Annotated in this window: 3 protein-coding genes; 1 reads left to right on the top strand and 2 read right to left on the bottom strand. The window is 71.6% G+C overall.

Features of this window, described 5'->3' with window-relative positions; all coding sequences use genetic code 11:
- Positions 1 to 3 precede the first annotated feature (3 nt).
- Both ACN28C_RS32505 and ACN28C_RS32510 read right to left on the bottom strand, forming a co-directional pair.
- Positions 4 to 309, bottom strand: a complete 306-nt coding sequence (locus tag ACN28C_RS32505) for a hypothetical protein (protein WP_421490938.1) — start codon at positions 307 to 309, stop codon at positions 4 to 6.
- A 22-nt stretch (positions 310 to 331) separates the two neighbouring features.
- The gene (locus ACN28C_RS32510; RefSeq protein ID WP_422771300.1) at positions 332 to 1,345 is read right to left on the bottom strand and encodes a hypothetical protein; all 1,014 of its coding nucleotides are present in this window, start codon (positions 1,343 to 1,345) and stop codon (positions 332 to 334) included.
- A 92-nt stretch (positions 1,346 to 1,437) separates the two neighbouring features.
- Here ACN28C_RS32510 and ACN28C_RS32515 point away from each other — a divergent pair, with 92 nt between their 5' ends.
- Positions 1,438 to 17,760, top strand: coding sequence for a hypothetical protein (locus ACN28C_RS32515; RefSeq protein WP_422771301.1), 16,323 nt, complete (start codon positions 1,438 to 1,440; stop codon positions 17,758 to 17,760).
- Positions 17,761 to 17,896: the final 136 nt, after the last annotated feature.

Genomic DNA, 17,896 nt, shown 5'->3' on the forward strand with positions numbered 1-17,896 from the left:
GGATCAGGCGGCGCTGCTGGACGCGGTGATCTGCTCGTCCATGGTGCGCAGTTGGACGGTGATGTTGTGGAACTGCTGGGCGAAGGAGCGGATGCTCTCGATCGCCGCGGTCAACTCGGTGTTGAAGGTCTGGTACTGCCCGCTCAGGGTGGGGCTGGACTTCTGCAACCACAGGCCACCGTCGCTGGTGAGCAACTGGGACACCGCGGCGAGCAGATCCTCCAGCCGTGGCACGGTCTGCGTGACGGCCAGGTTGAGCTGGTCGTTGACCGTCTGTACCCGGCCGAAGTCGACGGTGATGTTGGGCATGGCGCTGCTCCAAAGGGTTGGGTCAGATGGTGACGGTGGTGAAGGGGACGTAATCGTCCTCGGACGACTCCTCGGTGACGAGGGTCCACTCCCCGGTCGTCGGGTTGCCGTGGTAGACCTTCGTGCCGTCCGGGCCGACCACCGTCTTGGTGCCGGTGTCCGGCCCGGTCACCACGATGTCGGTCGTGGTGGTCTCACCCTCGTGGTCGACGGTGACCTGATGCGAACCGCCGTCGGCCTTCGGGGTGACGGTGCTGGTGGTGGTCCCCTCGTCGGTGGTCGAGGTCACCACGAACGAGCCGTCGTCGTTCGTCGTCTTCTCGATCTTCTCCTCGGTGCCGTCCGCGTGCGTGATGGTGGAGGTGTAGTCGACGACGTCGATCTTCCCGTCGCCGTCGGTGTCGCGGTAGGTGAACTCGGTCGTCTCGGTGTAGGTCAGCCCGTCACCGGAGGTGACCGTGGTGGTCTCGGAGACGACGTTGCCCTCGTCGTCCAGGACGGCGGTGGTGTTGTTGCCGCCCACCGGTGAGGTGCCGTCGATGGAGGTGGGCGGGTCCCCCGGCTCCGGCACCGGATCCCCGCTCCACACCGGCACCGAGCCGCTGACCAGGTTGCCGTTCTCGTCGTAGTACTGGAAGGTGATCTCCCGGTCCTTGAGGTCGAGGTAGCGCTCGTACGCGGCGGTGTCGGCCTGCCAGCCGCTGATGTTCGCCCGCAGCCGGTCCAGGTTGACCTTGCCGGCGATATCCGCGTCCAGGTCGAAGTAGGCCTTGGCGATGCCGTCGAAGGTGTTCGCCAGCTCGTCGAGCAGCTCCATCGAGTCCTTGAACGGGGTGTGGCAGGCGGAGAAGAAGGCGCTCAGCGTCGCGTACAGCGTCGAGTTGCCGACCTGGCCGGAGTCGACGACGGTGCCGTCGGAAGTGACGACCGACCGGCGCGACCCGGTGTCCACATCGAACTGGATCTTGCCTTTCAGCTCGCGCAGGCTGCCCGCCAGGCTGTGCAGCAGCGCGTAGTCGAGCACCAGGTCGGCCACTGTGCACCCCTACTCCCGCTCGTCGACGAGTGCCCTCCGTAGGGTTCGACGCGCCCGGGGCGGCCAGCGGTTCACCGTGAACCTCCGCGCGGGTGCGTCGCGTCGAACAGGACGAGGGTGTCCGGGGCGGCGGGAGGGGTGCGGTGGCGGTACGGCCCGGTGACTGGTCGGCGCTCACACTGTCCGGTGATCCCACCCCCGGCGATCCCGACGTGCTGCTGCGGGTCGCCAGCTACATGGACGTGATGGCCGGCCATGCCCAGACCGCCGACGACGGTCTCGCCACCGTGTTGCGGCAGAGCGGCGAGGGGGCGTTCGTCGGCAAGACCGCGGACTGGCTGCGCGAGCAGATCAGCAAGGAGATGAGCGGCTTCATCGCCGGGGTCCGGACGGCCTTCTCCGCCGCCGGGCCGGCCATCCGCACGTACGCCGAGGCGTTGCGGGAGGCACAGGCAAAGGCCGACCAGGCGCTGCGCAGCGCGGCCGGGGCCGGCGACGACGAGGACCGGATCAACGCGCTCAAGGCGGACGCGCAGAACGCCGCGGCGGACGTGACAGCCGCGGCGGGAACGGCCCGGCAGGCCATCCTCGACGCCACCGGGCACATCAGGTCCCCGGTGACGCCCAAGTCGGCCTGTGAGGTCTTCTGGGAGATCTTCACCTGGCTGACCCTCGTCATCACCGTGGTCGCCATCTTCGTCGGCGGGCCGCTCGGCCTGCTCGCCTTCGCGATGAACGCCGCCCTGGCGGTGAAGGCGACGCTCGACTTCGCGATGGGCAAGACGAACGCTCTGGGTCTGGCGCTCGGCCTGCTCGGCCTGCTCGGCCCCAGCACCCGGCCGCTGATCGCCCTCGGCGACCTGACCAAACTGGCCAGCAGCGCATGGCGGAACATCACCCAGCTCAGCCGGAACAGCTTCAACCTGGCCCGGACCGGCATCAACGACTTCTGGCAAGCGGTGTCGGCGCTGAGCATCGGCGGGATCATGCGCGGCATCGGTGACCTCGGCGTCACCGTGGCCAACTCGGTGAAGGTCGGCGCGCTGATGATCCCGCGGATAGTCGGCCCGCTCGACGGCCTGGCCGTGCGGGGATTCGTGGCCCTGGAGAAGTTCACCCTGGTCACCACTCCGGCCGCGATCACCCGGCTCGGTGTCGTCGGCTATCAGGGGCTGGGCAGGCTCGCCGGCCTGACCGCCGACGCCGGCCGGTTCGTCGCCGCCAACGCCGTCAGGTTCGGCAACCTGATGGCGCGGGAGTTCGGCGGCTGGAAGTGGTTGCGGATCTTCCTACCGCTGGCCGGTCACGAGATCGGCGCGGTCGGGGTCTCCGGGGCCTTCAAGCTCGGCGTGTTGGGTCGCGGGCTCGGCATGACCCGGTTCGACGCCCTGGCCTCGCTCGGCGGCGGCGTACGGCTCGCCAACGGCATCACCACGGTGCACGTCGTCACGCCCGGCGGCGCACCGCACACCGGTGGGATCAACGTCAGCCAGAACGGGCTGTACCTTCCCGACCTGGTCGAGAAACCGCTGATCGGCGGTGCGTCGATGCCGGAGCTCAGCTTCTCGGCCCGCGGTGTCGACCTCTCCGCGACCCGTGGCGCGCTCGGCGCGAACGACCTGGCCGGCCTGCGCGGCGCGCAGAACCTGGACGTGCCGGTGTTGCGGACGGCCGATACGGTCACCCCGGTCGCCGCGCCCGGTCTGCCCGGTGCCGCGCACGCGGTCGATCTCGGCGCGATCGCCCGGCCCGACGTACCGACGGTCAATCCGGCGGTGACGACATCACAGGTCACCGTGCCCACGGTGGGCACGCCGGGCTCGGTGACCCTGCCGAACATGCAGATCGGCAACCTCAGTACGACGCTGAACCGGGTCGTGGGCGGTGTGGAGGGGATGGAGGCGTTCGGGCGTACGGAGCTGCGCCACCTGCACATGGGCGAGGTCAGCGCGGTCCGGGTGTCGGAGACCGGGGTCGCGTTCAACCTCGGCGCTCCGGAGAAGGCGTTCGGCGAGACCAGCACCGCCACACCCACACCCGCCCCCACGGGTGTGACCTCCCAGGCGGCGCCGACGAACCTCGTCCGGGCCGAGGTCGTCGCGCCACCGCCGACACACCTCGGCAGGGCCGCCGATGCCAGCACCGTCCACCAGGCGCTGAACCTGCTCGACGGGCCCGGCCCCGGTGCGCTCACCGCCCCGCCCCGGGTGGATCCGTCGGCGGTCACCACACCCACCGCACCGGTCCGGGACATCTCGACGCCCGTACCGCCCCGTGCGGAGCAGACCGGCGGCCCGTCGCCGCAGCAGCTCAGCCACCTGCATGCGCTCGATCAGCTGCAGCGGGCACAGCACGCGCTGGCCAACGCCTCCGGGGACGCGCTCACCGTCGCCCGCGCCGAGAAGGACGTCCGGGTCGCCGAGGCGCTGGTCCGCCGGACCGCCGACGGCCTCAGGATCGAAGCCAGGGAGGTCTCCCTCGCGGTCGATCCCCCGCCCGCCCACCCGAACGGTACGGTCGCACCGGACCTGGCGGCGGCCAGGGAGGCCACCTCGCCCGACCTCGCGGCTGCCAGACCCGCTGCGGCGGTGGACGAAGCGGTACAGCAGTTGCAGACCCGGCTGGACGACCTGCGCGGAGCCGACGCCCCCCGCACCGACCTGGCCGCGCTGGAACTGGAGCACCGGTTCGCGCAACTGCGCCCGACCGCCCCGGCCGACATCGCCGACCTGCCGTCGGTGCCCACCGAGCAGCCCGGCACCAGCTTGGCCGAGCTGGAGAGCCGGCTGGCGGCCCTGCGCGGCACCGACCCGCCCTCCCCGGCGGCCCGTCAGCTGGAGCTTGAGCACCGCTTCCATCAGCTCCGCCCCGGTGCCCCACCCCCGGCCCGCCCGGTCGAGCCGGCGATCTTCCCGGACGTGCCGACCATCTCTCCGGCGGAGGCAACCGCCCGCGCCACCGCCGTCGAGCGCCTCACCGACCTGGAAACCCAGCTCGCCGCCGCCCGCGCCGAGGAGGTCCCCGTCGAGTTCGAGACGGGACGGCTCGGTGACGCCGGGTCGCGGGGCGACACCCCGGGCCGACCGGAAACCCCCGACCAGGCGGGTACGCCGGCCGGAGCGGAGCGGGCGAGCGGCGCGGGCGCCGGCGACCGCCTGCCGGACCTGCCGAGCGTGCCTCGGGCCGACCCGGCCGCCGCACCCGGCCCCGAGGCGCTGCACCAGCGGCTGACCGAACTCGTCTCCGACGCCCGGGGGGTCGAGCTGCCCGAGCGGGAGCTGGGCGTGCTCAGCGGCGAGGTCCGCACCGCGATCGAGCAGGGCCGGCACGGTGACGCCGCCCGAGGGCTGAACGCGCTGCACGACCGGATCGACCGGCACGCCCTGTTCCCGCGGCTCGACTCGTTCCGGGCACACGTCGACGCCGGTCACCACCGTGCCGCCCAGCTCGGCATGGAGAAGTCGACCTGGCTGCAACACGCCATCGACATCGAACGCGCGGTCGCCGCCGGCGAGACCGACGAGCTGCACCGGCTGCTGCACGCCTACGAGAACAGCCTCGCCGGCAAGCTGGCCGAGCAGAAGCTGCACGACCGCGTCGTACCCGATGCCACGCCCGACCGTGCTCCCGACGGCGCCGGATCCGCGGGCGACCTGGCCGAGCTGCAGGCCCGGCTCGACGCGCTGCGCGGCGACCACGCCCCCGACCCGCGCCTCGCCGGCCTGGAGCTGGAGCAACGCTTCGCCGCCCTGCGCGGCACCGACGGCCCCGACGTCCCGCTCGCCGAACTCCCCGACGCACCGACGCTGCCGCCCGGCGGCCTCGACGACCTGGCGCAGCGGTTGCACGCGCTGCGGGGGGAGAGCACGCCGGAACCGGACCTCCTCGGCATGGAGCTGCGCCACCGGCTGGACGCGCTACGCGGCTCCGACAACGGTGCGCCACGCGGCTCTGACGACCCGGAGGTCCCACCGACCGGTCCGGCCGAGCTGCCCGACGTACCGACACTGCCGCCCGGCAGCGCTGACGAGCTGACCGAACGGCTCGGCGCCCTGCGGACGTACCGGGACGAGGCGATCGGCATGCCGCCGGCCGAGCGTGCCGAGTGGGACGCCGAGTTCGGCCGCGCCGGCACCGAGGCGGCCGAGGCGGACGTGCTGGCCCGCTACGAACTACGCGTCGCCGCCCTGGAGCGGGAGGCCCGGCTCGCGGAGCTTCGCGGCGGCAGCGGTCCGCTTCCCGCCGACGAGTACCGGGCCTGGCAGGACGCGCTCGCCCGAGCCGGCGACAACCGGGCCGGCATCGACCACGTGCTGTCCCGGTACGCCGCCCGGCTGGACCAGCACCGGCTGGACACCGCCGCCCAGATCAACGCCGCGCTCACCTCCCCCGATCACCTCCGCCCGCTCGACTCCCGGCTCGACGAGGCGCTCGGCGGTCTCTCGCAGAGCCTGCGGGACTCGACCGCTGCCCGCTACACCACCCTCGGCGACCGGTTGGCCGAGCTGCGTGGCGCGGACGGTCCGCCGGTGCCCGGCCGGGCCGCGGACGACCCGCCGACGCTCACCACACCCGTGGAGAGCCCGGCGACGCCGAAGCCGACGGAGAGCCCGGCGACGCCGAAGCCGACGGAGAGCCCGGCGACGCCGAAGCCGACGGAGAGCCCGGCGACGCCGAAGCCGACGGAGGGACCGGCACGGCCGACATCGACAGCGGGTGACGACGTTCTCGAGCTGCCGGCACCGCCCCGCGCTGCCGACGACGCGTCCACCGCACCCGCAGAGAAGGTGGCGATGCCACCGCGCGACCTGCTCGGCGACGGCCGGCCCGGCGGCCAGGCCCGGGTGATCGAGGTGGACGCCGAGCGGTGGCGACCGTTGAAGGACGCGTTCCGTTTCGAGCCACCCACCGCCACCGGCCAGCCGCCGAAGGTCACCCGTCCGCCGGCCAGCGGCGAGCGGGTCGGCGTCGGATACCGGCTGACCGTCACCGAGCAGGAGATGCACTTCGCGCTCAAGCTGCGCCTCGACGCCGCGCCCGGCGTCACGGCGCAGGAGATCGCCACGGTGAAGGCGCGCGTCGTCGAGGGACTGCAGCGGTACGTCAACGCACCCGAGCACCGCCTGCCCGGGTGGGACGTGCCGATGCGGGTGACCGTGGACTTCGACGACCCGGCCAACGCGCGCGGCTCGGTCACGGTCGCCCCCGCCGGCACGCAGACGTCCCAGCGGGTGTGGGCGGCCAACGCCTCGCCGGCCGCGTACGCCCACGAGATCGTGCACCAGCTCGGTGCGACGGACACCACCGCACCGCCGAACGCGTTGCTGCGCGGCACCCACCAGCCCGAGCACGGCGACCTGATGGGCAGCCACACCGACGGGGTCGACGAGTTGGTGTTGACCCCGGCGGCGCTCGGACAGATCGCCGACGTGCTGGCGCCGTACTTCTCCGGCTCCGCCGCGCCACGTCCGGTGCCGGATGCCGTGGCCGGCAACGTCGCCGAGGAGTTCTGGGCCTCCGGCGTGGACGTCGCTCCCCGGGTCACCACCGCCGAAGCCACCCCGCCCGCCGAAGCCACGGCGCCCGCCCCGGCCGGTACGGTCGCCACCTCGTCCGGCACCGCCCCGGCGCCGCTGGCGCCCGTTGTCGCGAGCAGCACGATACCCACGATCACCGTGACGCCGCCGGGCGAAGAGATCGCCATGACGGTCCTCAAGCCCGCCGAGCCGGCCGACAACCCCCTGCCCGGCCTCTACCGGACCCGGCCCGACCTGCTGCACGTCCTCGACTCCATCAACGACCTCGACGGCCTGATCCGTGACCTTGATCAGAGCGTCACCGACGCGGTACGTGCCCGGGTGGCCGAGAAGCTGCCGCTGGTGCCGGGATCGTCCAAGCTCTCGGTGCAGACCGGCGCCATCGGGCAGGCGCTGCGCGACGACGCCCAGTCGTTCTTCACCACCGGTGGCCGCAGTTTCGACGTCCGCGACGGCCTCTTCGGTTGGCACCGGGTCACCGTCACTCCGATCTGGTCGCCGGCCGGTGCCCAGGTCATCGACCAGTCCGCGGACCGGGCGAAGTTCGACACCCGCAGCGACCAGTCCGCCGGGATCAAGTACGCCTCCACCACCGGCGGCTCCGGCTCGCTCGGCGTCGGCACCATGTTTCCGCAGCGGGTCGGCTACGGGGCCGGCGGCGCCGTCGACGTCGCCCTCTCCCGACCGCTGGAGTCCTTCCAGGACGGCGCGAAACTGATCGACTCGCACAACGTACGCAGCGGGTCAGGCTCACACCTGGTCACCGCACCGGTCGGTTTCCAGGTCACCGTGACGGACCCGGACTCGCCGCTCACCGGTCCGCAGGCGACCGAGCGGCGCGTCGGCGAGCCGGTCGGGGCCGACGTGACGTTCCGGACCGTCGACGACATCGCCAACGCCACACCCCGGGAACCCGACTGGCTCACCGTCGACCCGAGCAGGCACACGTCGATGCTTGTGGAGAACCTCACGCCGGTACGCATCCTGCGGGCGGGGATCGGTCTGGACGACGGTGCCGACCCGACGGGCACCTGGAACGACGTCGTCGAGGACGCTCTCGTCATGTTCCGGCCCACCAAGACCGTCGGGCCGGGCACCCTGGGGGCAGGGCAGGCCCGTGGCCTGTTCGAGGAGTCCTCCATGATCGGCAACCTGCTGCCGGCCCTGGACACGGCCGTCCATCCACCGACGATCACCAGCACGCACGGCGCGCACGCGCTCTCGCTGGAAATCACCGCGACCATGCCGAAGCTCTCCGTCCTGGCCGACGTCGCCAAGACCTCGTTCCGCTGGCAGCCGGGGCAGAGCGAGGCGACGCAGTTGTCCCACTCGAGCCGGGTCGGCACGGGCCTGTCCCTGGTCCCCGCCCGCTGGGCGTTCGGCCCAGGATACGTACAGGCCCGGCTCTTCTGGGGCTTCCTGCGCTCGATGACCGCCTCCGCCACCCACGGCGGCACGTCCAGGACCGGCACCGAGTTCAAGGACATCGCCAATGTCCTGGTCGAGGCGCACTTCCGGGTCACGGTGCACGCCGGGCTGCGCGAGGTGCCGGGCAGCCGCTTGTCCGGGCAGGGCACGATCGCACCGATCACCGTCGACCTGGTGGTGCTCGGCCACCTGCCCGCGGTCCGGGTGGCCCAACTGCTCAACGACAGCAGCGTCCTCATCCCCGCACCGAAGCAGTGGTACGTGCCGCCGTACGCCCTCGGTGGTGGCCGCTCGGTCACCTACGGGCTGAGCGGGTTCCAACAGCTCTACCTGGACGTGAGCGGGCTGATCCGACGCATCGAGGGCGGCTTTCTGCCCGAGTACGGCAGGTCCGGCAGGGTGAAACGGATGCGCACCAGCCGCGCCGCGGTTGAACGGCAGGCCAACCAGGATGCGCTGGACCGGGTGCTCTCGGTGTCCGGGTTGCGTCAGGGCCGGGGCACTCTGCTCAAGACCGGCCTGGTCGCCGAGTTGACCCGGACCAAGAAGATCGGCACCCGGCACGTCATCGTGCACGTGACGGCCAGCTACACCAGGGCCTTCCAGCACCTCGGCACCAGCTCGGGCGACGCGGTGCGGACCAGCCACGCCGACACCTTCCAGGAGAAGATCAACGCTGGTCTCCAGTGGCGAGGCGCCGTGGCGTTCGAGGGCGGTGGCGTGTTCCGGCTGGTCGGGACGGCGGCCAGCGCGTTGGTACCCGCGGGTGCGGTCGAACTCCGTGGCCGGTTCAACCGGCAGAGCGACGCGCGGCTAGCCGGTCAGGAGATCCGACTCAACGGCGGGACCCCGAACTCGCAGGCCTTCGGCAACGACCTGCAGATCACGGTGCAGGTGTACGCGTACACGAAGCGCCTCGGTCCGGATCCGAAGTCCCGGTCCATGTTCGGGCGGGTGATGCACCAGCGGTTGCCCCGGCCGGTCACCGACCCGGCCGGCACGGCCCGGGTGGTGAACCCGACCCACGAGCCGGCGGCGCTGGTCGGCGGGAAGCAGTTCACCCGCTTCCGGCTGGTCCAGACGCGTCCGGTCACCGTGCAGTTCGACAACGCCTCGGTGCTGGCCCGGCCGATCAGCCTGCCGACCACGATGACACCGCGCCCCGATCCGCTGGCCGTCGACCGCCGGACCCAGCTCGAGCTGACCCGACTGCGCGAATGGGTCGACGAGGGGCCGAAGTCGACAGTCAACCACTGGCTGTCGGTGGAGGACTTTCCGGGTAGCACCTTCATCACCCGGCTGGCCAGGGACACGCTCCGGGCCGCCCAGGAATACACCGACGCCGTTTCCCGGACCAAGCTGGGCGGCCTGCGCGGCACCGACGGGTTGGCCGAGGGGATGCCGGTCTGGGCCGGCACGATCGACCGGCTGGGCGAGTCGCGCCAGATCCACGGTCTCGCCGCGATGCTCGACGGTGTGTGGCACGTGGACCGGCTCACCACCGCCGAGGACGGCGCCGCGACCGATCTGGCCGTCGCGGTCGCGTTGACCAATCCGACGGTGTTGCCGGCGTTCGCCACCATCACCAACGAGTCCGCCTCGGTCGGTTCGGTCGAGGTCGGCGCGGCCAAGACCGTCGAGCGACAACTCGCGCTGCGGGCCAACTTCTCGGCGAACGTCCGCCGCTCCGGCACCAGCACGGAGACCACCTCGGGCGGTGGTGTGCTGTTCCCGTTCGGCTACGAAAAGCTGCTCTACGCCGGATCCACCCGGCACACCGAGAGCGTCAGTGGCGCGATCGAGCGCAACGCCAACAACCGCAAGGGCAGTCAGCGCTCCTTCCTGGTCGTCTTCGACATGCGGGTGTCGGTGGCCGCGGAGATCACCACCGAGCCGGACCGGTACGCCGCCATTCCGCAGTCGCTGCGGACCGGCGAGTGGCTGCACCACCACAAGTCGGTCGCCCGGCACGGCACCATCAGCAACGCGATATTCCTGCGGCTCTCCGCCGCCACCATGGTCAAGCTCGGTCTGCTGCCGAAGCTGGCCGGAGACCCCGGCACGATGGGAGCGCCGTGGCTGCCGACGCTGCCTCCGGCCCTGGGCCTGCCGCCCGGCCGCAGCCCCGGTCTGGGCCTCTACACCTTCGACGAGACACCGACCCTGACCGAGTCGATGACCAGCGTGCTGCGGGCCGAGGCGGCCAATCTCGGCCCGGACCGAGGAATGGTCAAGGGCCTCCTCGACATGGTGCAGGGCCGGATCACGAACCGCTCGATCGGCAAGATCTCCGACTCGCTCTCCGGACCCGGGCTCGACGACCCGATGCTGAACCGCCGCCGGCTGCTCCACCTCTTCACTCCGGCGGGACAGGCGCAGCACTGGTCGGCGATGGTCGACGGCGGGGTCTCGGTGCTGCACATGAAGCCCGGCCGGATGACGCAACACTCCCGGGACGTACGTCTGCTGGCCGAGCCGATCGGCGAACCGAAGGTCCTCGGTTTCGTCGCCGACCACGACGACCTGGACATCAAGACCACGCACACCAGTGAGCAGGGCGTCACCAGGCAGCGGACGCACGGCGACACCGCGACGGTCGGGGTGGCCGGCACCGGCGTCTCCAACCACCACGGCGAGAACCTCGCGGTCGGCATGGGAGACACCGTCGGGCGGGTGTCGCAGGTGCTGAACGCGCAGAACGACGACTCCACCACGACCGACACGAACCTCAGCTCCGGCCGTGGTGTCAAGGCCAGACTGGAGACACGCGTCAAGTACACCCTGGCCATCTTCGACAAGGGCGAGCGCGTCGACGGCGACCTGCTGGTGGTGTACGACAAGGTGATCCAGGATCGGTGGGCCGACGACCTCCGGCCGCCACGGTCTGCGCCGGCGGACCGGCCCACGCCCTACCAGATCGTTCCGCCGGCAGAGCTGGCACCCGGCTGGCGGACGGTCAACGGGATGCCGCTGCCGCCGCGCTTCAGCGCGGAGGACGTCAACCAGGTCGCCCAGGTACAACGCGTCGTCACGAACCTGCTGGCCGCCGCCGCGAAGCGGTTGAGGACCACGGGGTACGCGGGAGCACACCAGATCCACCAGAGCCTCACCCCGGAGATCCTGCTTCCCGCCATGTCGAAGCTGATCAGCGCCGAGGGTTTCACGCTGCCGCCGGCGGTCAGCGCGCAGATCTTCGGACAGAAGGCGGCGATCACGATCAGGCTGCTGCCCGAGGGCGCGTCGCTCGGCGGCGTCAGCTCCGGCGTCTTCCGCGAACACGCACGCCAGCAGAGCGGTGGTTACAGCACCGGCACCAGCATCGTGACCCAACATCTGCGGATTCCCCGCATCCCGCTGATCGGGCGGGGCTTCGCCGACGACCCGTACCAGGCCCTGGAAACCGGTGGGCCCGGTGTCGCCGCCGGGGACACCCAGGCCGCCGCCGAGAGCGGCAGCAACTCCACCAGCGACCTGGGCAACGTCAAGCCGGAGAGCCGCTCGGCCGCCGTCGACTACCTGAGCCGGGTCGAGGTCACCGTCTCGCTGTCGTACTCGACGTGGCCCACCAGGACGGTCACCAGCGCCAGCCAGCCGACCGAGTTGGTGAACGTCTCGTTGCGGATGGGCCTGCACGACGCGCGGACGGCGCTGCACATCCCGACGGAGGCCGCCGGTATCGCCACGGACTCTCCGGACCGGGTCGCCGCCTTCGGCGAAATCGTCGATCACGAAGCGAAGCTGGCCAGGGCGGCGGAGAACTTCGTCTCCTCCGCCGACAAGCTCGACCAGGCCCGCTACGACGCGTACGCGGCCCCGGAAGGCAGCGCCGCCCGCGCGGAGGTCGAGGCCAAGCTGCCCGGGTTGCACCAGGAATGGGACCGGGCCGGGCAGACCTGGTGGGATCTGCTGCAACGGCACCACGGGCTGCTCGACGACTTCCGGCACCGGTACCTCGGGGTGGCCGAGGGTGCGAAGGACGCCGACGCGGCGGCTCTCGCCAAGCACATCCAGGACGAGAGCGTCCGCCTGCCCACGCCGCCGCAACCCACCACGACACCGCCCGCGCAGCAGCCGGCCACCACAGCACCGGTCCAGCAGTCCAGCACACAGAAGCCGGCCACCGCACCGCCGGTGCAGCCGTCCACAACCGCAGCGCCGAAGCTGTCGACGGAGGCGTCGCGGGTGCTGCCGACGCCGGGCGGTGGGCTCTGTCAGCTCTACGCCGCCGTCGGCAGCGCCCCCGAGCTGGTGAGCACAAGGTTGGCCGCCGCCGGGCTCGGCTCGCCGGCCCTGCACTCGTGGCTCGCCGACCCCGAGGCAGTCCGCGCGCAGATCACCGGCCGGGCCGCCCAGACACCTGGCCTGATGCCGCCGAACATCCAGATCGGTACGGCGGCGGAGCTGCTGCGCCGCCTGGTCGAGCAGCACCTCCGGGCGGTGGGCCCGGAGGGCGTACCGGCACAGGCCATCGAGGCATACCGGAACAACCGGGTACTGCAACTCCGCGCCGAGGTGGACGCGATGGACCGCGACACCCTGTTGGGCCGGTTGCGGGACGCGGGCATCACGAGGCTGCATGACCCGGCCCTGCTGCCGGCCGTGCAGCTGCGCGATCTCTACATAGCGCAGCGGACCGCCGACCTGGTTGCCGCGGGCTGGGACGCTGCGGCGGCCCGCGCCCACGCCGAGGGTCAGGTGCCACTCAGACCCACGACGGACGGCTCACCGCCCCGCGACCTGGCCGACGAGTCACTGTCGATGCGGGCCATGTTCGACTACCTCACCGCCAGCGGCAATCCGGTCGGGCTGCAGGCACTTCCCGACGGTACGCTGCGCGACCAGCTCATGACACACCTGCTGGATCCGCTCCGGCCGGTCGACGCCGACGAGTTCGCCGCCCTCGTCCAGGCCGTGCGAAACTGGGCCGACCACTGGCACGACGCCGTCGGCGAGGCCTACCCGGGCCTGCTGGCCGCCGCGTTGGATGCCCAGATACGCATCCACGCGCCCGAGCACAGCCAGACGATCGGTCGCGAGGGTGCGCCGCTGTTCGACGTGTACCGGCACAGCGACCACTACCAGGCGATGGTCGAGGGACAACCGGCACCGCCGGAGCCCTTGCCCCCCAGCCCGCCGAAAGCGGCCGAGCCGAAAGCGGCCGAGCCGAAAGCGGCCGAACTGGACGAGACGAGGGGACCGGCTGTCGATCCCAAGGGCGTGAAGCCGTTCGAGATCGACCCGCCCGTAACGGCCGGCGGAAAGACTGTCAGCGGGGACGCCCTACGCACCCAGCAGGTGCGCGTCAACCCGGCCTGGATGCCCCTCTCCGACTTCACCCCCGAGATCCACGCCGGCCGGCCCGACGCCCGCTGGCACTACGTGGTCACCGAGGGCGGCGACATCATGATCGGCAGCGAGGAGATCCTCACCGTCGTCTCCGCCAAACAGCTCGACGACCTGCACGCGGCGATGCGGACCAAGAATCCCGACCTCACCCTCGACCAACTCAGGGAAAGCATCAACCAACAGGGCCACCCCACCATCGGCGTACGCTTCGACGCCGAAGGCCACGCCTACGTCGGCAAGGGACGAATCAGCGGCGAACTGCACCGCGACCCGGAAACCGGCCGATGGGTCGTCGACGACAAGTCCGGCCGCTACATGAGCGAAAAGATCCGCCCTCAGCTCGACCCGGCCGATGTCAAACGCTGGCTCGACAACGTCGCCGTCGTATTGAGCAAACAGCTGGGCGAACCCGTCGAAGCCCGCCCATACAAACACACCACCGCCCCACCACCCACCAAAACCGCACCCACCCAGACCGCACCCACCCAGACCGCACCCACCCAGACCGCACCCACCCAGACCGCGAAAGCGGCCGAGCCGAAAGCGGCCGAGCCGAAAGCGGCCGAACTGGACGAGACGAGGGGACCGGCTGTCGATCCCAAGGGCGTGAAGCCGTTCGAGATCGACCCGCCCGTAACGGCCGGCGGAAAGACTGTCAGCGGGGACGCCCTACGCACCCAGCAGGTGCGCGTCAACCCGGCCTGGATGCCCCTCTCCGACTTCACCCCCGAGATCCACGCCGGCCGGCCCGACGCCCGCTGGCACTACGTGGTCACCGAGGGCGGCGACATCATGATCGGCAGCGAGGAGATCCTCACCGTCGTCTCCGCCAAACAGCTCGACGACCTGCACGCGGCGATGCGGACCAAGAATCCCGACCTCACCCTCGACCAACTCAGGGAAAGCATCAACCAACAGGGCCACCCCACCATCGGCGTACGCTTCGACGCCGAAGGCCACGCCTACGTCGGCAAGGGACGAATCAGCGGCGAACTGCACCGCGACCCGGAAACCGGCCGATGGGTCGTCGACGACAAGTCCGGCCGCTACATGAGCGAAAAGATCCGCCCTCAGCTCGACCCGGCCGATGTCAAACGCTGGCTCGACAACGTCGCCGTCGTATTGAGCAAACAGCTGGGCGAACCCGTCGAAGCCCGCCCATACAAACACACCACCGCCCCACCACCCACCAAAACCGCACCCACCCAGACCGCCACCATCAAACCAGCCGAGGGCACCGAGACCGCCCCGCCAGCGGTCGACCTGCGTGCGCGGTGGGTGGAATTTCAGGCACAGCGCCTGCGGGCCGAAGGGACCGACCCGGTGGCAGCCGGGATCCTCGCCAGTGGCCTGACTGCCGACCGCGACACGATGCTCGCCGACCTGGCGACCCAGCACGCCACACAGCAGGCGGCGCAGCAGGCGACATCCGCCGGTCCGACCACGACCGACACCGCTGACCTGGCCGCCACATCCGCGCCCGACACCAGGACGGCGACCACGGCGACAGCGACCACGGCGACAGCGACCACGGCGACGGCGACCACGGCGACGGCGACCACGGCGACGGCGACCACGGCGACGGCGACCGCGACGACCACCGCCCAGACGACGCCGCCGGGGCACGTTGCACCGCCCGGCCCGGACTACCGGATACTCCGCTCCGCCGACGCGGCGCACCTGAGAAAGCTGCATGACGAGGTGAGCCAACTGGTCGCCACAAAGGCTGACGACCGGGGAAAGCTTTCCGTCGAGGTCTGGCGGGAGGTCGCCGGACTCATCACCAGTGCCCTTGGAGCGCCGCCGATACGAGCGATCACTGGCGCCCGCCCGGGCCTGGAGGGCGCCTTCAGCATGAAGCACTGGATCATGGAGCTCGCCACCGACGGTCCGGTGGACGAGGTCATGCAGTGCCTGGTGCACGAGCTGGCGCATCTCGAGCAGTTCTCGGTAGCCGCCCAAATGCTTGCCACCCGGTTCGGCGATCCGGCGGCGCCCGGTGCGGTCACCGCCCACCCGGACGTCCAGCGGGAGCTCTGGGAGGGACGGGTGACCGACGACCCCAGATATCCGGCGATACAGCAGATCTGGGACAGCCACACGGATCCCGCCACCCGGCACTTCAACGAAACCTTCCTCCAGACCAAGCTGCTGGCCCGCGACGCACGCCAGCGGCTCTCGGTGGCGGAGCGACTCTTCGAATTTGCGCCCCGGGCTCTCGACCGGCTGCGCCGCGGCCTCAACCTGCTGGACGCGCTCAGCCGGGTCGCGCCGCTGCGCTACAACACCCAGCCGACAGAGATGCAGGCGTTCCTGACCCAGTTGCGATACACGTCCCTCGGCTCGGTACGGGACTGGAGTGGTACGCCCGTCGCCCAGCTCGCGCCGCCGGAGGGCTACGAGTTGGTCGGCCTGGGTCGCGCGGGTGGTTTCCTCCGCCCGACGGGGTCGGCGACCGAACCACCCCAGCGGCTGGCGCATCCGGACCGGCCGCTGCTCGTGATCTCGCTTGCCGACTCGGCTCGGGCGGATGAGCTGCTCACCGAGCTACGCACCCGACTACCCGATCGGGTGCTGGTGGAGCTGGTCATCCCCACCCCGGTCAGCGCGGCGAGGGCGATGGAGCTGGCCCGGCTACTCGGTCCGGAGCAGCGGCTCGCGTTCGCCCCGCACCTGATCGAGCCGCCCGGAGCGGGGCTCTCCGACCACTTCGTGTCGTACAGCCGGCTGCACACCGCGACGCTGCCGGCGTTCGCCCGGTACGTCACCGTGCACCACACGCCGCGCTTCCCCCAGCTCGCCACGCCCACGACCGACCTGGGCAACCTCGGCGGTGGCCGGTGGGGGGTCTTCGGCGACGACTGGCAGGCGACGTCGGTGGGCGACCGGGTCTGGGTGGGGCCGAAGGACGCGACACCGGTGATCGAGGAGGGCGACCCGCGGGTGGTCATCGGCACACCAGGCCAGGACACCCCCTGGCCGGTCTGGCAGCACGGCATGTGGCTGGCCCGGATGCTGGCCGGTCAGGAGGGCGACCCGGACGCCCCGATCGCCCGGGTGCACCGACCCGAGACGCAGCCGCCGCCGGTGCGGCTCGACGGCGATCTGGTGCATGCCGTCACCGACCAGGACGCCGAACTGGCCCGGCTGGTCACCGGCGAGCAGAATCCCCTCGCCGCCTACGAGTACTCCTTCCCGACCCCGTATCCGCCGCTGGAGGTCGTGCCGGGCCAGGACCTCTCGTTCACCGTGTACGACCTGATCGACGCGCTGCTGGACGTGACCGACGTGCCGCCGGCCGAGCGGGACGTCACGGTGCTCCTGGACGCGCTGACCGCGCTGGCCGGCAAACTCGGCCTCACCGGCCCGGACGCGCTGCGGAACCTGCTCGCCGCCGGTTACCTGGCCGCGCGGGCGTACGGCATCGGCGGGTTCGGCCTCCACCGGCTCACCGCGGCGTACCGGGCGCTGCGGCTGCTGGAGCCCACCGCTCCGCTGGCCTCGGGGCCGTCCGCAGCGGCCGACCTGATCGCCTGGGTCGACGGGGCCAATGTGGACACCTGGGCCCCCGACCTCCCGGTACGGCTCATGCAGGTGCTGGAGCGGACGCGGGAGCAGAACGTCGGGTTGGCACAACTGACCGCCGCCAACCAGGCGGACGCGGAGCGGATCCGTCTCGCCCTCGACGGGCTCGTGCGGCTCGACACCGATGTCTGGGCCACCGCCGGCGTCGGCCCGCAGGTCGGGAGCCTCCCGGCCGAGGGCGATCTGGTGCTGGCGTACCCGGCCGGTCCTCGGCTACAGCCGGTGCCGCCGAGTAGCGCTCCGGCCGGCCCCGACGACCCGCTTCCCGCCGCGCTGCTGGCGTTCCTCGGGGACCAGGCCCGCACCCGGGTCAACCCGGACGGTGGGCGGGAGATGCGGGTCCGGCTGGTGCCGGTGACCGACACGCCGGTCACCCGGGACGACTTCCACTACCTCCGGGACGACCTCGCGGACCTGAACGACCGGCTGGGCTGGCGGGTCGTGCTGGGAGATCCGGTACGTAGCGACGGCAGTCCGGTCCAGTTCATCGACCCGGCCCCGGAGCCGCCGGCCGCCTGAACCGGTTCCCCTCGCCCCGGGCCACACCGGGGCGGACCCGCCCCGGGCCACTACCGGGCGGGGTCAGTTCGGGGCGGGGTCAGTTCGGGGCGGGGTCAGTTCGGGGCGGGGTCAGTTCGGGGCGGGGTCAGTTCGG

The sequence above is a fragment of the Plantactinospora sp. WMMC1484 genome (genome assembly GCF_049315195.1).
Classification (GTDB): Bacteria; Actinomycetota; Actinomycetes; order Mycobacteriales; family Micromonosporaceae; genus Plantactinospora.

Excerpts from the sequence above, each read along its gene's own strand:
- ACN28C_RS32505 (WP_421490938.1), bottom strand. The coding sequence starts at position 309 with ATGCCCAACATCACCGTCGACTTCGGCCGGGTACAGACGGTCAACGAC.